The sequence below is a fragment of the Yersinia sp. 1252 StPb PI genome, from assembly GCF_048593885.1.
In the GTDB taxonomy this organism is placed as follows: Bacteria; Pseudomonadota; Gammaproteobacteria; order Enterobacterales; family Enterobacteriaceae; genus Yersinia; species Yersinia enterocolitica_E.
This window is the reverse complement of record NZ_JAZGQE010000115.1, coordinates 1-15,803: the sequence shown is the minus strand read 5'-3', so window position 1 is coordinate 15,803 and position 15,803 is coordinate 1. Positions and strand designations below refer to the sequence as shown.

Below are 15,803 nucleotides of genomic sequence, written 5' to 3'. Positions count from 1 at the left end.
GTGTAGCGCAGTTAATATTTACGATGATATTTATTAAGCAATTAGATCGTTGTATTAACGTGACTCAATCTAATAGGTAAGTTGCAGAAACTCTTATTCGAATCGCCTCGACTTAGTGCTGTGCATAAAGCGTACTGCGTAAGATGCCATATGAGATCTAACACACAGTTTTCCGAGAATGATATTGCATTCTCTCACCTTCAATGATGATACTGATAGCGCAATAGTTATATTTATTGCCATAATTTTATTGAGGCGTGTTACTGGTAAAGCAGGCAAGACCAAAATAAAAGTGTCCCCCGTCCGCGGGTGCATTTTTGTTTTGGTCTTTTTTTTTGTTTTTTTTTAAGTGATAAATTCAGGGGAATAGCGATGGATTACCAGCAGTTAGGATTGAAGATCTTAGCGTTGATCGGGGGGAAGCATAATGTCAGTAAGTTAACACATTGCGCCACCCGCTTGCGTTTTGAGTTTAACGATGACACTAAAGTTGATGCTAAACAGATTGAAAAACTGGAGGGTGTGATCAGTGTGGTCGAGCGAGGAGGCCAGTTTCAAATAGTTGTCGGCAACAACGTGCAGCAAACCTATCGGACGATATTGAAAGAAATTGGCAGTGCGCCAACACCAGAGAAGCAGGGCAATAAAAATAAAACCAAAAATGGTATTTTCAGCCAGATAATCAGTGTGATTTCTACCACCTTTACCCCTGTCATTCCGGCTATTACCGGAGCCGGGATGATTAAGGCGTTGCTGGCAATTTTGAAACTCACCGGTGTGATTACAGCTAGCAGTACCACTTATCAGCTGCTCGATACCATTGCGGATGCGGCATTCTTTTTCCTGCCGGTTCTGCTGGCATATGGTGCCGCGATTAAGTTTGAATGTAATCCTATTTTGGCAATGACGATTGCCGGGGCACTGTTACACCCGAATTTGGCACAAATGTTGGTAAAAGGTGACGCAGTTAGCTTTATCGGTATTCAGGTTAGATTGGCTGATTATGCCGGTTCGGTATTACCGATTATCTTTACCGTTTGGTTGATGTCTTATGTCGAGCGCTTTGCCGAGCGAATTTCGCCCTCGATGATTAAATTTTTTACCAAGCCAATGATTATATTATTGATTACTGCTCCTTTGGCATTAGTCGTGATCGGGCCATTTGGTATCTTTCTTAATGATATGGTGGGCAGTGGTGCTGCCATTATAAACACGAAAGCCAGTTGGCTTATTCCCATGCTAATGGGGGCGCTGCAACCCTTCTTGGTTATTACGGGCACGGCTTGGGCCATGACCCCGATTGCAACCATGCAATTGACTAAGCAAGGCTATGAGATGATCAATGGCCCGGGTATGTTGGCATCCAATATTGCTCAGGGGGCGGCGACACTCTGTGTCGCCTTCAAAACGAAGAATAAGAACTTGAAACAACTGGCATCTTCAGCAGGCTTCACTGCACTTTTGGGAATAACCGAGCCGTCATTATATGGCGTGACCCTGAAGCTGAAACGCCCGCTGGTGGCGGCAATGATCGGTGGGGGCTGCGCCGGTGTTTATGCGGGGTTAAGTGGTGTGGTGCGTTACGCCTTTGTATCACCAGGGCTGGCTGCATTACCGGCGTTTATTGGCGAAAACCCAATGAACATTGTGCACGCATTAATAACCTGCGTGATTGCTATTGTGGTCACTTTCGCCCTGACCTGGGTATTGGGCTTTGAAGACCCGGTAGATGAACAAGCGCAAGTTGATGAAAGTGATAACGTTCCCTTGCCTGCCTCCGTGGCGAGAACTCCGGGGACAGCGGCTCAGGCGGCAGTCATAAGTAGCCCATTAAGCGGAAAATTAATCCCATTAGGTCAGGTTAACGATGATGTGTTTTCTCTGGGATTGTTGGGACAGGGGGTGGCTATTATCCCTGATGTGGGGGAAATGCGCGCCCCAGTAACAGGTGAAATTATGACGTTCTTACCCAGTAAACATGCTGTCGGAATTAAATCAGACGACGGGGCTGAGGTTTTGATTCATATCGGTATTGATACCGTCAACTTAAATGGTCAGTACTTCAGTTCGACGCTGCAAGTGGGGGATCGTGTCATGGTGGGCGACCTACTGGTGAGTTTTGATATCAGCGCCATTACTCAGGCAGGCTACGATATCGTCACACCGGTATTGATTGTAAACAGTGATGCGTATTCGCAGGTTAGCAGTGCAGCTAGCGGGCCAACTCAGTTTGGTGAGCCGATTATTACTCTGGGTGCACGTGGTTAGGGGGCGGTTATGATTTATCAACAATTACAGAACTTCCCAGCAGGATTCCTCTGGGGCGGTTCCACCTCTGCCTATCAGGTTGAAGGTGCCTGGGATGAAGACGGTAAAAGTCCATCGATCATTGATATGTGCCAGCACCCAACAGGGACGGCAGATTTTAAAATCGCCAGTGACCACTACCATCACTATAAAGAAGACGTTAAGTTATTTGCCGAATTAGGCTTAAAGGCATACCGATTTTCTGTCGCCTGGACCCGCATTATCCCTGATGGTTCGGGGGCGGTTAATCCTGCGGGGATCGCGTTTTATCAGAATTTGATTGATGAACTTAATCATTACGGCATAGAGCCAGTTGTCACACTTTACCATTTTGATTTGCCCTATTGTCTGGAGCAGCAGGGTGGGTGGGGGCATCGCGCCACGATTGACGCCTTTGTTGAATACGCCAAAGTGCTCTTTAGCCATTTTGGTAGCAAAGTAAAATATTGGCTGACGATTAATGAGCAGAACACCATGATCCTCCATCCTGGGGCAATTGGTACTCCGCCCGATGGTCAATTACCGGATAAAAAATCCTTATATCAGCAGAGTCACCATATGATGTTGGCACAGGCGCAGGTGATGGCGTTGTGTCATCAAATGTGCCCGGAAGGTAAAATTGGTCCGGCGATAAATACCACATCGATGTATCAGGAAACCTGTGCACCACAAGATGCTATCGCAGCCCATAACTGGGAAACATTACGCTGCTGGAGTTTTCTCGATGTGGCGGTGTATGGTCGTTACAATGCGTTGGCGTGGCGTTATTTGCAGGATCGTGGATTAGCGCCCACGGTGGAAAGTGGTGACAGTGAAATCTTGTCACAAGGGCGGCCGGATTTTGTCGCAATTAACTATTATTCGACGGCGACTATTGCTGCCAGTCGGGGCGATGCCTCAGATATCACGGCCCGTGCCGGAGATCAGCAGATCATGTTGGGTGAACCGGGCGTGTATCGCGCAGCAGAAAATCCGTTTGTGGATAAAACCCGCTATGGCTGGGTGGTCGACCCCATTGGGTTACGTCTCACGTTACGTAAGACGTATGAGCGCTACCATCTGCCCATCCTGATTAGCGAAAATGGTATTGGCGCACCGGATTCGCTGCAAAGCGACGATCAGATTAACGATGACTATCGTATTGATTTTCTGCGTAAACATATAGAGCAAATGCAGTTGGCTATCAGCGATGGCGTAGAGCTAATGGGCTACTGCCCGTGGTCTGTTATTGATGTTGTCAGCACGCATCAGGGCTATGGTAAGCGCTATGGCTTTATTTATGTCAATCGGAATGAACATGATTTACTCGACCTAAGGCGTATAAAAAAAGCCAGTTTTACCTGGTATCAACAAGTCATTGCCTCAAATGGTCAGTATCTTTGACCGTAGTTTGATATTCTGGGCGGCAGAGAACCGCCCACGGCAGATGAACAGTTGGCATACTAGACAGCCCGGTAGACCGGGCTAATCATGATATAAAGTCATTGCGGCGCAAAGACAGAGGTGGCTAGAAAAATGGATGTCATTAAAGTATTGAATAACAGCCTGGTCTTATCTGTCGATGCCAACAATAATGAAGTTATTGTTATGGGGAAAGGTATTGGATTTAATAGCAAAATTGGTGATGCGATTGATGCTGGGAAAATAGAAAAAGTCTATGTGGTACAAAAAAATCAAACCAGTAGAGAATATGTTAGGTTGATCGAAAATACGCCAGAAGAATATATATCTTTGGTGCAGAATATTATGAGTGACGCTAATGCCAGCCTGAAGGGAAAGCTTAGTGAACAGCTATTTTTTACTCTAACGGACCATATTACCTTTGCCATCGAACGTTTTCACAAAGGGATTTCAATCCAAAATAGATTGTTATACGAAGTAAAAAGATTTTATCCGCATGAATTTTCTATTGCGCAACAAGCAGTTAAATACTTAAATGAGAAACTCAATATTCAGTTGCCTGAAGAGGAAGCGGGAAATATAGCTTTCCACTTGGTTAATGGTCAAACTGATATTCAGAGTATGGAAAGTACACTGCTCTCAGTTAAGATGTTGAAAGACATATTTAATATTATCAAATACCATTTTAATGTTGTAATTGATCAAGATTCGCTAAATTACCAACGCTTTTTGACACATATGCAATTTTTTATCCAGCGTATGATTGAAAGTAACCAGATAGAAACCAAAGATGACTTTATTTTTGAACAAATGATCCGCGAGTACCCTGGGGAGCACCGTTGCAGTATGTTAATCGGTGAATACATCAAAAATCTGCTCAGTATTACTCTCTCAAATGATGAAATGTTGTACTTAATCATTCATTTAGTTCGTATTGCAGGCTCGTCAATAGATGACGAGTAGCACCAAATAACAACCGGCGGTATTTCAGTATGGGTTTGTCTGTCAGCGACAAAAAAGTATAACAGACAAATCTCACATCCTTCAGATTATTTAATTACAAAACACCAAGTTAAGTTAATTAAAATAAACTTGACGATATCCTCGCAAATACAATACATCGTCTCACCTTAACTGTTTTTTTATTTTAAATAGAGTGGTAGTTTGCCATTCTATATTCACATTTGAATTTTTTTTGTGTTGTTTTTAACATCAATAATGATTTTTAAGTGCCAGGTTGGTCGATGCCTCATTGAGAAACATCTGTCAAAACAAATATCAAATCACTATAACCGGCTAAAGCATTAGATCCGTTACCTCCCGTTCCTTAGGTGCTACCCAATAGTAGGTCTAAAATGAAAAAAATAAATCAGGATGTCGTGCTTACCCCCGTCGAACAGATTGACATGTCGGGGAAATCTGCAATCAAGAGAGTTATTGCACACATAAATCAGATGAACATAAATACTATGCCAATGGCATTATTTATGACTATTTCAGCCATTGTATTCATTTCGGCTTATGCCAGTTATTTACCCAAAAATATGATTGGCGGGCTGGCTGTAATCATGACAATGGGTTTTGTTTTATCACATATCGGCCGCCACATACCGGTGTTGAAAGATATCGGTGGGCCAGCAATTTTGTGTTTAATGGTACCCTCGGTTTTGGTTTATTTCGGTATTTTCCAAACCAACACCTTGGATACTGTCCATTTGCTGATGAAAGAGGCGAACTTACTCTATTTTGTTATCGCCAGTCTGGTGGTCGGCAGTATTCTTGGGATGAACCGCGTGGTGCTTATTCAGGGAATGACCCGGATGTTTGTCCCGCTAGTGGTGGGAACCATTACGGCGGTGGTTACGGGTTTGCTGGTGGGTAAATTATTTGGTTTTACTCTCTATCACACCTTCTTCTTTATTATTGTACCTATCATCGGTGGCGGTATTGGTGAGGGCATCTTGCCATTGTCGTTGGCTTACTCGGCTATCCTTGGTCAGGCTCCTGATGTGTATGTGGCTCAACTGGCACCGGCTGCGGTGGTGGGGAATATTTTCGCTATTATTTGTGCCGGGGTGCTGGCGCGTATTGGTCTGCGTCGCAAGGATCTCAATGGCGAGGGGATGTTAATTCGCTCGGCACAAGATAATGCGGTATTCACCGCCCAGGAAGGGCCAAAGCAAGCCGATTTCCAACTGATGGGCGGTGGGTTATTAATGACCTGTGCTTTCTTTATTGTCGGGGGCTTATTTGAAAAGATTGTCCACATTCCCGGCCCGGTGCTGATGATTTTGATTGCGGTGATGTGTAAATATGCGCAGGTTATTCCGTCGAAAATGGAACAAGGTGCGCACAGTTGGTATAAATTCGTCTCCACCACACTGGTATGGCCGCTGATGATAGGATTGGGGATGCTGTATGTTCCACTGGAAAGTGTCGTCGCCGTATTCTCTGTCGGTTATGTGGTGGTGTGTGGTGCGGTGGTGTTGTCGATGGCCGCGGTCAGTTTTATTATCGCGCCCTATCTGAATATGTATCCGGTTGAAGCGTCGATCGTCACCAGTTGCCACAGCGGGCTAGGTGGCACCGGTGATGTTGCTATTCTCTCTGCCTCGAACCGGATGTCACTGATGCCATTTGCCCAGATAGCAACCCGTATCGGCGGTGCGTCCACCGTCATTGGGGCTACGTTACTGTTGGGTTGGATTATGTAAATAACAGCCCGATAAGACTGAGGTCATCAGCGGCATCCCTGAGCGGATGCCGCTGGTTTTTTATCAGGACAGTTTTGGTGCGTGCTGATTGATAAAAATAGCTTCGAGGCAGTGCGGCTCATTACTGGCAATACTGCTTTAATACTTCTTGCTGACTGGGTAGCAACTTGTAGAGATAAACTGGCCGACCGGTCGCACCGTAAAGTACCTTAGTGCTTAAAACTTCGGTATCAGAAAGGTAAATCAAATATTTGCGACAAGAAACCCGTGAAATACCAATGGCGTTGGCCATCTGTTCGGTTGAAAATTCCCCATCCTGCATTTCCTGAATCCATTCACACACCGTGCGCAGTGTTTGTGCTGTCAGCCCCTTGGGTAGTTTTTTGCGCTCAGCTGGCGTCGCATTGCTACGCCGCAGTAATGAGTCGACATCTTCCTGAGCACAATATTCACGTTGCCCCAGCAAACTCTGTTTTTCCCGGTAAGTGGAGAGTGCCTCTTCGAAACGCGAAAACTGGAAGGGTTTAATTAAATAGTCCACTACGCCGTATTGCAGCGCTTTCTTGATGGTATTCACATCGGTAGCAGATGAAATAACAATCACGTCAGTATGTTCGCTGAATTCACGCAACACTGGCAGCAAATCCAAGCCATTGTCTTGGCGCATAAAAACATCCAATAACACCAGGTCAATGGGGTGTTCTGTTGTCATCAAATGCTCTCTGGCTTGCTGTAAACTGGACACCGTACCGCAGCAGTTAAAGCCCGCCACTTGGCTCAGATAGCACTTGTTCAGCTCAGCTACCATTGCATCATCATCTACTATCAATACATTAATCATGATTTACCGCGCTGATGTTGTTTGAAGGAATGTCACTCGGTGTGATGTCGTAAGGAAGGCTGATAAAGAACTGGGTAAAAACGCCCGCTTCAGAATCAAATTCTATATTGCCACCAATACTCTCTAAACTCTGACGCACCAGGCTCAAACCGATACCGTGTTCATTTCCTTTAGTGGAAAATCCATTATCAAAAATACGGCTTTGCAATTCTGATGCGATACCCGGCCCATCATCGCTGACAACACAATGTATCCGGCCATTTTGATAGTGGAAGCTGACATTGATCTCCCGTTGACTCAGGCTACCAATGGCGTCCATGGCATTCTCGATTAGATTACCCAACACCGTAATCAAAGTGGTGGTCACTTGCTCATTATCGGTATCGGGGAGCAGGCTCTCGTCACTGATGGATAAGGTTATCCCCAAATCGCGCGCACGGTTAATTTTCCCCAACAGGAAACCGGCTATCACCGGCGATTTTACTTTACGCAGCAGCGATCCAATTTCTGCCTGATAATTATTGGAGGTTTTAACGATGTAATCTTCAAGTTGCTGATAATACTTCATATGCAACAGACCCAAAATGACATGAAGTTTATTCATAAATTCATGTGACTGCGCCCGCAACGCGTCGGCATAGTGCACCATACCGGTCAAGCGTTGCATCAGTTGGCTCACTTCAGTTTTATCGCGGAAGGTGGCGATGGCACCGATAATATCGCCTTTTACTATTACCGGAACGGTGTTGGTCAGTAATATGCTGCCATTAAAGTTTATCTCTTCATCACGGCGAGCGATGCCCGTTTCCAATACTTGCTGTAAGTACAAGCGCACCGGCCAATATTTGCTGGCATTACTTAATAATAAGTTCTCCATCGGCCCACTTTGTTTAAATAAGCGCTTTGCTTCATGGTTAACGACGGTAATGCGTGAGTTGGCATCAACCGCAATGACGCCTTCCTTAATGGATTGCAACATGGCGTTACGCTGTTCGAATAAATTAGATATTTCATACGGCTCGAAACCTAGCATAATTCGTTTAAGCGCTTTGACTAAAAACCAGGTGCCCAAGGAGCCAATCAGAGCTCCGAATAATATGGTCCAGGGAATGGTCCAGCGAGTTTCGCTCACTACCGAATCGATACTGGTCAGTGAGATACCAATAGCGACCACCCCTAGCTGTTTGCCGTGCGGCTCATAGACCGGAATAAAAATACGTAATGCTCGCTCAAGGACGCCACGGTTTATCGCACTGTTCTCTTTCCCCTCAAGCGCGGGTTGCAGATCATTACCGATAAAGTGTTGCCCGATCATTTCAGGATTAGGGTGTGAATAACGGATGCCTTTCATATCGGTAACCACGATGAACAACAGGCCATTGGCTTTCTGAACTTCACTGGCATAAGCCTGAATCTGCCGTCCGGCAGCCGGGTCACTCAATCCGTTAATAATCGTGGGCGAGAACGATAATGTGCGTGCTACGGCAACGGCCTTGTCTTGCAAACTATCCTGTGCCATTTGACTGAGCTGAATAAAGAACAGGGTGTGAACCACCAACAGCACCGAGACAATGACCCCAGAAACCATCAAGGTAATCGTGGTGCTGAGCCGTAACGGCACTTTTTGCTTTGCTGCCGTTGTTGCGTTGTTCATGTCATGCTCCAGAGACACTGACCAGTGTGATGCATCGACCGCTAGATTGAGGTAATGAGGGTGGGTGAATCAGCGGTAAGCTAAATAAACGGGTAAACTCAATTACCCTATAGTTTACGCCGTTTATTTATTAGGATGCTAAGACTTAGAATTACTTTAACTACATAACGATTTATATAATTATTCAAACTGAATGCTGTCAGGCGGTTGTCCCATTTGCCGCGCAAGGAACCGCTACAAGCGGTTTTATCATCAATTTGCCAGGCGGGGGGCGGAGGCGATGATCAATTCAATCTCTTTATCGGCCAACTCGTCATGGGCCGCTGCCGATAAACTACTATCAGTGATAACCACATCAAAATCAGCTAACGGTAATGCCAGATAGGTGGCTATTTTGCCGTATTTTGACGCATCAGCCAGTAGCACGCGCTTACTGCTGACTTCACAGACTGCTCGTTTGACCACCACCTTATCTTCGTCTGGCGTAGAGATACCCCGCAATCCCCAGCAGGATGCGGAAATAAAAGCGATATCGATGGACAAGTTTCGTAGGGCGCGGGCTGCTGCCTCACCGACACATGAGCGGTTTTCACGACACAGTGTGCCGCCGGAGTGAATCATTCTGCATTGGCAGGATTCAATCAGAAAGTTGGCGATGACGAAGTCATTAGTTACCACCAATAAATCATCCCTGGCTTCCAATTGGCGCGCCAGTGCCAGTGTCGTTGTTCCCGCATCAAGATAAATACAGCTATTACGTGGGATATGCAGTGCGGCTGACATGCCAATGGCATTTTTCTGGCTGCTATACATCAGTGTCTTATCCAGATGCGAGGGTTCTGCGGCCAGCCGCTCAGTGGAGCGCACCCCACCTGACACTGATAACACCGCGCCTTGCTCTTCCAGCTTCTGCACGTCACGGCGAATAGTCATGTGTGATACGCCTAAACGATCAGTCAGTTCAGCAATGCTAACCACTCCACGTTCGGCAACCAGTGCCAGTATCTGTTGGTGACGTTCAACCGGTATCACGTTAACTCCTCGCCAAATTCACCCACTTGCGGGCTATAGGATGGTAATTAATGTGATTATACGTCAAGAGTGAAAATTTCTTTCTCATTTTTTAACGTAAATGTTACGCACCGCGGTGAGATGGGTGATGTTGCGGGTAAAAAAAGGCGGTAAAAATAGCTAATTGATTAATTTTGCTGCTGAATGCAGGGTTGAGCTACTGAATGGGTAAATGTGAAATGATGTGATTTAATGATTTTTTTGTGTTAATTATTGTGATTTAACTCACGATAACAGCCTTTACCTCCGGCTATGCTTAACATAAGAAATCAAATTATCACCAAAATTAACACGGAGAGAATATGACTCACGCAGAAACACTATCAGTATGCGTTATCGGGCTAGGCTCTATGGGAATGGGGGCCGCACAGTCTTGTATTAAAGCCGGGCTACAGACCTACGGCGTTGATCTTAATCCGCTGGCACTGGAAACCTTACGAAAAAATGGCGCGATAAGCGCCCAAGTCAGCGCGGATGATTTTGCCAATAAATTGGATGCCGTTGTGGTGCTGGTGGTGAATGCTGCTCAAGTAAAACAGATTCTATTGGGCGAGCAGGGGTTGGCGGCCAAATTAAGGCCCGGTACTGCCGTTATGGTGTCGTCAACTATCTCAGCCCAGGATGCCAAATTGATCGAGCAAGGGCTGTTGGCACATAACCTCATTATGTTGGATGCGCCAGTATCGGGCGGCGCAGTGAAAGCTGCTGCGGGTGAAATGACGGTAATGGCCTCCGGTAGCAGTGCTGCCTTCGAAAAGTTACAGCCAGTATTAGACGCGGTAGCCGGGCAGGTTTATCGCATCGGTGATGAAATTGGCCTGGGCGCAACCGTGAAAATTATCCACCAGTTGTTAGCCGGGGTCCATATTGCTGCCGGTGCCGAAGCGATGGCACTGGCCGCGCGCGCGGGGATCCCGTTGGATACGATGTATGAAGTTGTCACCCATGCCGCGGGTAACTCGTGGATGTTTGAAAACCGTATGCGCCATGTCGTGGATGGTGATTATTCGCCCAAATCGGCGGTAGATATTTTTGTAAAAGATTTAGGGCTGGTGACCGATACCGCCAAAGCGCTGCACTTTCCTCTGCCATTGGCATCAACCGCCTTCAACATGTTTACTTCAGCCAGTAACGCCGGTTTTGGTCAGCAGGATGACAGCGCGGTAATCAAGATTTTCAGTGGTATTACCTTGCCGGAAAAACAGGAGAATATCTGATGCGACTCGGTGTAATTGCGGATGATTTTACCGGTGCGACCGATATTGCCAGTTTTCTGGTGGAAAATGGCATGTCGACGGTGCAAATCAATGGTGTGCCTGATGCCGATTATCATGTGAATGCCGATGCGGCAGTGGTCAGCCTGAAATCACGATCTTGCCCAACGGCAACTGCGGTGGCGGACTCACTGGCGGCCCTGGCATGGTTACAAACGCAGGGCTGCCAACAATTCTACTTCAAATACTGCTCAACCTTCGACAGCACCGCGCAAGGCAATATTGGCCCGGTCACTGATGCATTACTGGATGCACTGGGTCAACAACAAACCATCATCTCTCCGGCGCTACCAGTGAATGGAAGGACGGTATATCAGGGCTACCTGTTTGTGATGGGGCAACTGCTGGCGGAGTCGGGGATGCGCAATCACCCAGTGACGCCGATGACAGACAGCAATCTCTTGCGGCTGATGGACGCACAAGCGCGCGGTCGCAGTGGATTAATCAACAGTACAGTGATGGACCAAGGGGTTCAGGCCGTGAGATCACAGCTCACTCGCCTGAAGGAAGAGGGCATACGTTATGTGGTGCTGGATAGCTTAAATGAGAGTCACTTGCTCACGCAGGGTGAAGCAGTACGCGACATGGTACTGGTGACCGGGGATCCGGCTTGGCCATCGGTCTGGCACGGCAATGGGCTTGTGATGAGTCCCATCAGCCGCAAGCCACATCTGCTGGTGCACCACAAGGCAAACTGTGTGTAGTGCTGTCGGGGTCATGCTCGGCGATGACCAACCGTCAAGTGGCTCGTTATGCACCACAAGCGCCTAGCCAATCGATAGATATCGCCCGTTGCCTAAATGAACCTGAATCTTATGCTGAAGAGTTATGCGCATGGGTAATGGAAAATGCGGGCGGTCCGTTGGCACCGTTACTGTATGCCACCGCTGAACCCGAGGTGTTACAAAAAATTCAGCAGCAGTGGGGGGCGGCTGCCAGTAGTGAGGCGGTAGAGCGGCTGTTCGGTACCATTGCACACCGTTTACAACAACTTGGCTTCCAGCGTTTTATCGTGGCGGGTGGCGAAACCTCAGGGATTGTTGCGCAGTCACTGGGTATTCAAGCTTTCCATATCGGCCCGGCAATCTCACCGGGAGTACCTTGGGTAAAATCCACAGATCATCCGGTTTCACTGGCGTTGAAGTCAGGTAATTTTGGTGACGAAAACTTTTTTGCCAGAGCACAAACGGAGTTCGCAGTATGAATGAGCAGCAAGCGCGGGAAGAGATGGTTAAGTTAGGCGCGTCCTTTTTCCAACGGGGCTACGCCACCGGCTCAGCGGGAAATCTGTCAATGAAACTGGTTGATGGCACATTATTGGCCACACCAACAGGTTCCTGTCTGGGTGAACTGCATGCGGAACGGTTATCAAAAGTCAGTTTGGAAGGTGAATGGATCTCAGGTGATAAACCGTCAAAAGAGGTCAGTTTTCATCGCGCAATCTATCTTAATAACCCTGCGTGTGAAGCGGTTGTTCACCTCCATTGCCTCTATCTGACAGCGCTTTCCTGCTTACAAGGGTTGGATAGCCGTAATGCCATCAAGCCCTTTACACCTTATGTGGTGATGCGGGTCGGCGATGTCCCGGTGGTGCCATATTATCGTCCAGGTGATGCGCGGTTGGGTGAGGCGTTGGCAAAGCTGGCACCCCATTATCGTGCTTTCCTGCTGGCAAATCATGGCCCGGTTGTGGTGGGTAAAAGCCTACGGGAAGCCGCTGATAATATGGAGGAGCTAGAGGAAACCGCTCGTCTGATATTTACGCTGGGTGACCGACCTATTCGCTATTTGACTGATGACGAAATTGCAGAGTTAAGGAGTTAAAGATGCCTAAGTTTGCGGCTAATTTATCAATGATGTTTACCGAGGTTCCTTTCCTGGATCGCTTTAAGGCGGCCAAAGATGCCGGTTTCAGTGCGGTGGAGTTTCTATTCCCTTACGACTATCCGGCGGCACTCCTTGCACAGATACTGGCAGAAAACAGCTTGCAGCAAGTGCTGTTTAATACCGCACCTGGAAATACCAGTAGCGGTGAATGGGGGCTGACGGCACTACCCGGCCGGGAGCAAGAGGCGCGCCGCGATATTGATTTGGCGTTGGAGTATGCATTAGTGCTGGGGTGCCCGTCAGTCCATGTGATGGCCGGTGTGGTGCCAGTGGGGGCCGATCGTGCAGCTTATCAGCAGACATTTGTTGAAAATATTCGCTATGCGGCTGACCGCTTTGCCGAACATAATATTAAGGTAATGATTGAGGCGTTAAACCCGAAAATAAAACCTAATTATCTTTTTTCCAGTCAGTATCAGACCTTGGAACTGGCTAATGTTATCGACCGCCCTAATGTATTTACCCAATTGGATCTCTTCCATGCGCAAATAGTGGATGGCAACCTCAGTCAGTTAATTACCTCTTTAGCTGGGCGCTATGGCCATATTCAAATTGCCTCGGTGCCGAATCGTCATGAACCAGATGAAGGGGAGATTAACTACCCGTACTTATTCGATCTACTCGATAGTATTAACTATAGCGGCTGGGTTGGTTGCGAGTATCAACCACGGGCTAATACGATGGCAGGCTTAGGCTGGATAAAACCTTACCAATCATAGCTGCTGGTATCGAACACTTCACCGGGTTGTTTGAATCACAGTAATAATAATTACAGAGTCGAGAAAACATCGTGACGTCGTTTGGCGGCCGCGCGCTATTTCTTCGCTACTCGCATTAGGCGGGTGTGGCTCAGAATAAAATTAATAGAAAAGTGCCAATAAGCACATAACAAACAACCCATGTAATATTTTTTGTTATCGAGGTTTAAATAATGTCTACCTCCCTACTGCTGACTATTGCTGTTGCCAGCGTTTTACTTTTATTAATATTGGTCATTAAAGCCAAGGTCCATCCCTTTGTTGCGCTATTGGTTGTCAGTTTGTTGGTTGCAATAGCAACAGGTATTCCGGTCAGTAATATCATGAAAGTGATTATGTCCGGTATGGGCGGATTGCTTGGTTCGATAACCATAATTATTGTGCTTGGGTCAATGCTGGGAGGGCTGATTGAAGCCTCCGGTGGTGCGGAATCTCTGGCTCAACGATTTACTGGCTCATTGGGGATCAAGCGCACGGTCATGGCATTAACCCTGACTGCCTTTATTTTGGGGATCCCGGTATTTTTTGAAGTTGGCTTTATCATTGTTATCCCGCTTATTTATGGTTTCGCTAAAGTTGCTAAAGTATCACCCATTAAATTTGGCCTGCCTATGGCCGGGGTCATGCTAACAGTACATGTGGCCTTGCCAACTCATCCGGGAGCAGCGGCGGCGGCTGGGCTATTGGGTGCGGATATGGGGCGGCTAATGATGATTGGCATCCTTATCTCTATTCCGGTCGGGCTGATAGGGTATTGGGTCGCGAAGAGTATGAATCGCCGTAACTATGCGCTTTCAATTGACGTATTGGAGCAGTTGCAGTTGGCAAAACCTGAAACCGGGATTGCTGCTGAACCGGCGAAAGATATTCGCGACCGAATCCCGGGGGCGGGGTTAATTGCTTCACTTATCATTATTCCCATCGCCTTGATCATGCTAGGTTCGTTGGCTGCCACCGAGTTGCCTGAAGAGAGCTTGCTGCGAGAAGTTATCGTGCTTATCGGTACGCCCGCCATTGCATTGTTAATTGCTCTGGGGTTAGCAACCTATCTGTTGGGTATTCGCCGTGGCTGGGGCAAGGACAAAATAGAACAGATTATGGGGGATGCTATTCCAACGTCGGCGGCGGTCATTATGGTAGCTGGCGCTGGTGGCGCTTTTGGTAAGGTTCTGGTTGAGTCTGGTGTTGGCAAAGCATTGGCGGTTTCACTGGAAGCTATCCACTTGCCTTTAATTCCCGCGGCTTTTCTGCTCTCGCTGGCGTTACGTGCTTCTCAAGGCTCGGCTACCGTAGCAATCCTGACTACCAGTGGTTTGCTGACTCAAGCGGTTACCGGGCTTGATAGCATGCAGTTAGTATTGGTGACCCTTTCGGCGTGTTTTGGTGGCTTGGGGTTATCCCATGTTAATGATGCTGGATTTTGGGTGGTAACACGTTATCTGGGGCTTTCCGTCGCTGATGGATTAAAAACCTGGACAGTATTGACGACGCTGATGGGGCTAACCGGATTTGCTTTGGTATGGTTGGCATGGGTCTTGGTATAAAGAACAGCAGTCGATAGGAATAAACTAATAATAAGAGTCCGCAGGCCAGGCGGATTCTTATTACATTCACTTTCCCTGTGGCGATTATTCCCCAACACTTTGCCAGTAATCACTCACTATTATGCTAATTTAATGTCAGCTTACCTACTAATCTACTACCGCTAATTAAATCATTCCTACGTCATTACGCCTATCACATATCGCTAATGTCATGATACTGCAATAGTATCGTTGTTCTCTCGTCTGACCAAAAATAATCAATATATTGAAAACAACTGATATACAGCTTTCTAAACCTAAGCTATCTTAGCTTAAGAATTTCATGATTAATTGATAAAACCAAAGGTGAAAG

General features: G+C 46.9%; 11 protein-coding genes and 1 pseudogene. 9 read left to right on the top strand and 3 right to left on the bottom strand.

From position 1 onward, the window contains the following. Positions 1 to 372: 372 nt before the first annotated feature. From V2A85_RS15870 to V2A85_RS15855, 4 genes are all read left to right on the top strand, one after another. Positions 373 to 2,268, top strand: coding sequence for a beta-glucoside-specific PTS transporter subunit IIABC (locus V2A85_RS15870; RefSeq protein WP_420071803.1), 1,896 nt, complete (start codon positions 373 to 375; stop codon positions 2,266 to 2,268). 9 nt (positions 2,269 to 2,277) lie between these two features. After that, positions 2,278 to 3,690: a glycoside hydrolase family 1 protein gene (locus V2A85_RS15865; RefSeq protein WP_372558825.1), complete on the top strand. Its 1,413-nt coding sequence runs from the start codon at positions 2,278 to 2,280 to the stop codon at positions 3,688 to 3,690. 132 nt (positions 3,691 to 3,822) lie between these two features. After that, on the top strand, positions 3,823 to 4,671 hold the full coding sequence (licT, locus tag V2A85_RS15860; protein WP_420071802.1) for a BglG family transcription antiterminator LicT: 849 nt from the start codon (positions 3,823 to 3,825) through the stop codon (positions 4,669 to 4,671). A 392-nt stretch (positions 4,672 to 5,063) separates the two neighbouring features. Continuing rightward, positions 5,064 to 6,422 (top strand): 2-hydroxycarboxylate transporter family protein, encoded by a 1,359-nt coding sequence (locus V2A85_RS15855; protein WP_420071801.1) that lies wholly within the window; start codon positions 5,064 to 5,066, stop codon positions 6,420 to 6,422. A gap of 121 nt (positions 6,423 to 6,543) precedes the next feature. On the opposite strand, the gene dcuR is transcribed toward V2A85_RS15855, so the two are convergent. The 3 genes from dcuR to ygbI form a co-directional block, all read right to left on the bottom strand. Further along, positions 6,544 to 7,263 carry a two-component system response regulator DcuR gene (gene dcuR, locus V2A85_RS15850; protein WP_372558828.1) on the bottom strand — a complete coding sequence of 240 codons (720 nt, stop codon included), beginning with the start codon at positions 7,261 to 7,263 and terminating at the stop codon, positions 6,544 to 6,546. Further along, entirely contained in the window at positions 7,256 to 8,917 is a 1,662-nt protein-coding gene (locus tag V2A85_RS15845; RefSeq protein WP_420071800.1) for a sensor histidine kinase, read from the bottom strand. Before V2A85_RS15845 ends, dcuR begins: the two co-directional genes overlap by 8 nt. 252 nt (positions 8,918 to 9,169) lie before the next feature. After that, on the bottom strand, positions 9,170 to 9,949 hold the full coding sequence (gene ygbI / locus V2A85_RS15840) for a DNA-binding transcriptional repressor YgbI (protein WP_372558830.1): 780 nt from the start codon (positions 9,947 to 9,949) through the stop codon (positions 9,170 to 9,172). 341 nt (positions 9,950 to 10,290) lie between these two features. On the opposite strand from ygbI, the gene ltnD reads away from it, so the two are divergent. The 5 genes and pseudogenes from ltnD (at position 10,291) to V2A85_RS15815 (ending at position 15,451) form a co-directional block, all read left to right on the top strand. Beyond that, positions 10,291 to 11,205: an L-threonate dehydrogenase gene (ltnD, locus tag V2A85_RS15835; protein WP_372558831.1), complete on the top strand. Its 915-nt coding sequence runs from the start codon at positions 10,291 to 10,293 to the stop codon at positions 11,203 to 11,205. Then, positions 11,205 to 12,466: pseudogene (gene otnK / locus V2A85_RS15830) on the top strand (3-oxo-tetronate kinase). The gene ltnD and the pseudogene otnK overlap by 1 nt, the downstream one beginning before the upstream one ends. Continuing rightward, positions 12,463 to 13,086 carry an aldolase gene (locus tag V2A85_RS15825; protein WP_420071799.1) on the top strand — a complete coding sequence of 208 codons (624 nt, stop codon included), beginning with the start codon at positions 12,463 to 12,465 and terminating at the stop codon, positions 13,084 to 13,086. Before otnK ends, V2A85_RS15825 begins: the two are co-directional and overlap by 4 nt. A 2-nt stretch (positions 13,087 to 13,088) precedes the next feature. Beyond that, the gene (otnI, locus tag V2A85_RS15820; protein WP_372558834.1) at positions 13,089 to 13,868 is read left to right on the top strand and encodes a 2-oxo-tetronate isomerase; all 780 of its coding nucleotides are present in this window, start codon (positions 13,089 to 13,091) and stop codon (positions 13,866 to 13,868) included. Between the two features lie 212 nt (positions 13,869 to 14,080). Next, positions 14,081 to 15,451 (top strand): GntP family transporter, encoded by a 1,371-nt coding sequence (locus tag V2A85_RS15815; protein WP_083159085.1) that lies wholly within the window; start codon positions 14,081 to 14,083, stop codon positions 15,449 to 15,451. Positions 15,452 to 15,803 lie beyond the last annotated feature (352 nt).

Excerpts from the sequence above, each read along its gene's own strand:
- V2A85_RS15870 (WP_420071803.1), top strand. The coding sequence starts at position 373 with ATGGATTACCAGCAGTTAGGATTGAAGATCTTAGCGTTGATCGGGGGG.
- V2A85_RS15865 (WP_372558825.1), top strand. The coding sequence starts at position 2,278 with ATGATTTATCAACAATTACAGAACTTCCCAGCAGGATTCCTCTGGGGC.
- licT (WP_420071802.1), top strand. The coding sequence starts at position 3,823 with ATGGATGTCATTAAAGTATTGAATAACAGCCTGGTCTTATCTGTCGAT.
- V2A85_RS15855 (WP_420071801.1), top strand. The coding sequence starts at position 5,064 with ATGAAAAAAATAAATCAGGATGTCGTGCTTACCCCCGTCGAACAGATT.
- dcuR (WP_372558828.1), bottom strand. The coding sequence starts at position 7,263 with ATGATTAATGTATTGATAGTAGATGATGATGCAATGGTAGCTGAGCTG.
- V2A85_RS15845 (WP_420071800.1), bottom strand. The coding sequence starts at position 8,917 with ATGAACAACGCAACAACGGCAGCAAAGCAAAAAGTGCCGTTACGGCTC.
- ltnD (WP_372558831.1), top strand. The coding sequence starts at position 10,291 with ATGACTCACGCAGAAACACTATCAGTATGCGTTATCGGGCTAGGCTCT.
- V2A85_RS15825 (WP_420071799.1), top strand. The coding sequence starts at position 12,463 with ATGAATGAGCAGCAAGCGCGGGAAGAGATGGTTAAGTTAGGCGCGTCC.
- otnI (WP_372558834.1), top strand. The coding sequence starts at position 13,089 with ATGCCTAAGTTTGCGGCTAATTTATCAATGATGTTTACCGAGGTTCCT.
- V2A85_RS15815 (WP_083159085.1), top strand. The coding sequence starts at position 14,081 with ATGTCTACCTCCCTACTGCTGACTATTGCTGTTGCCAGCGTTTTACTT.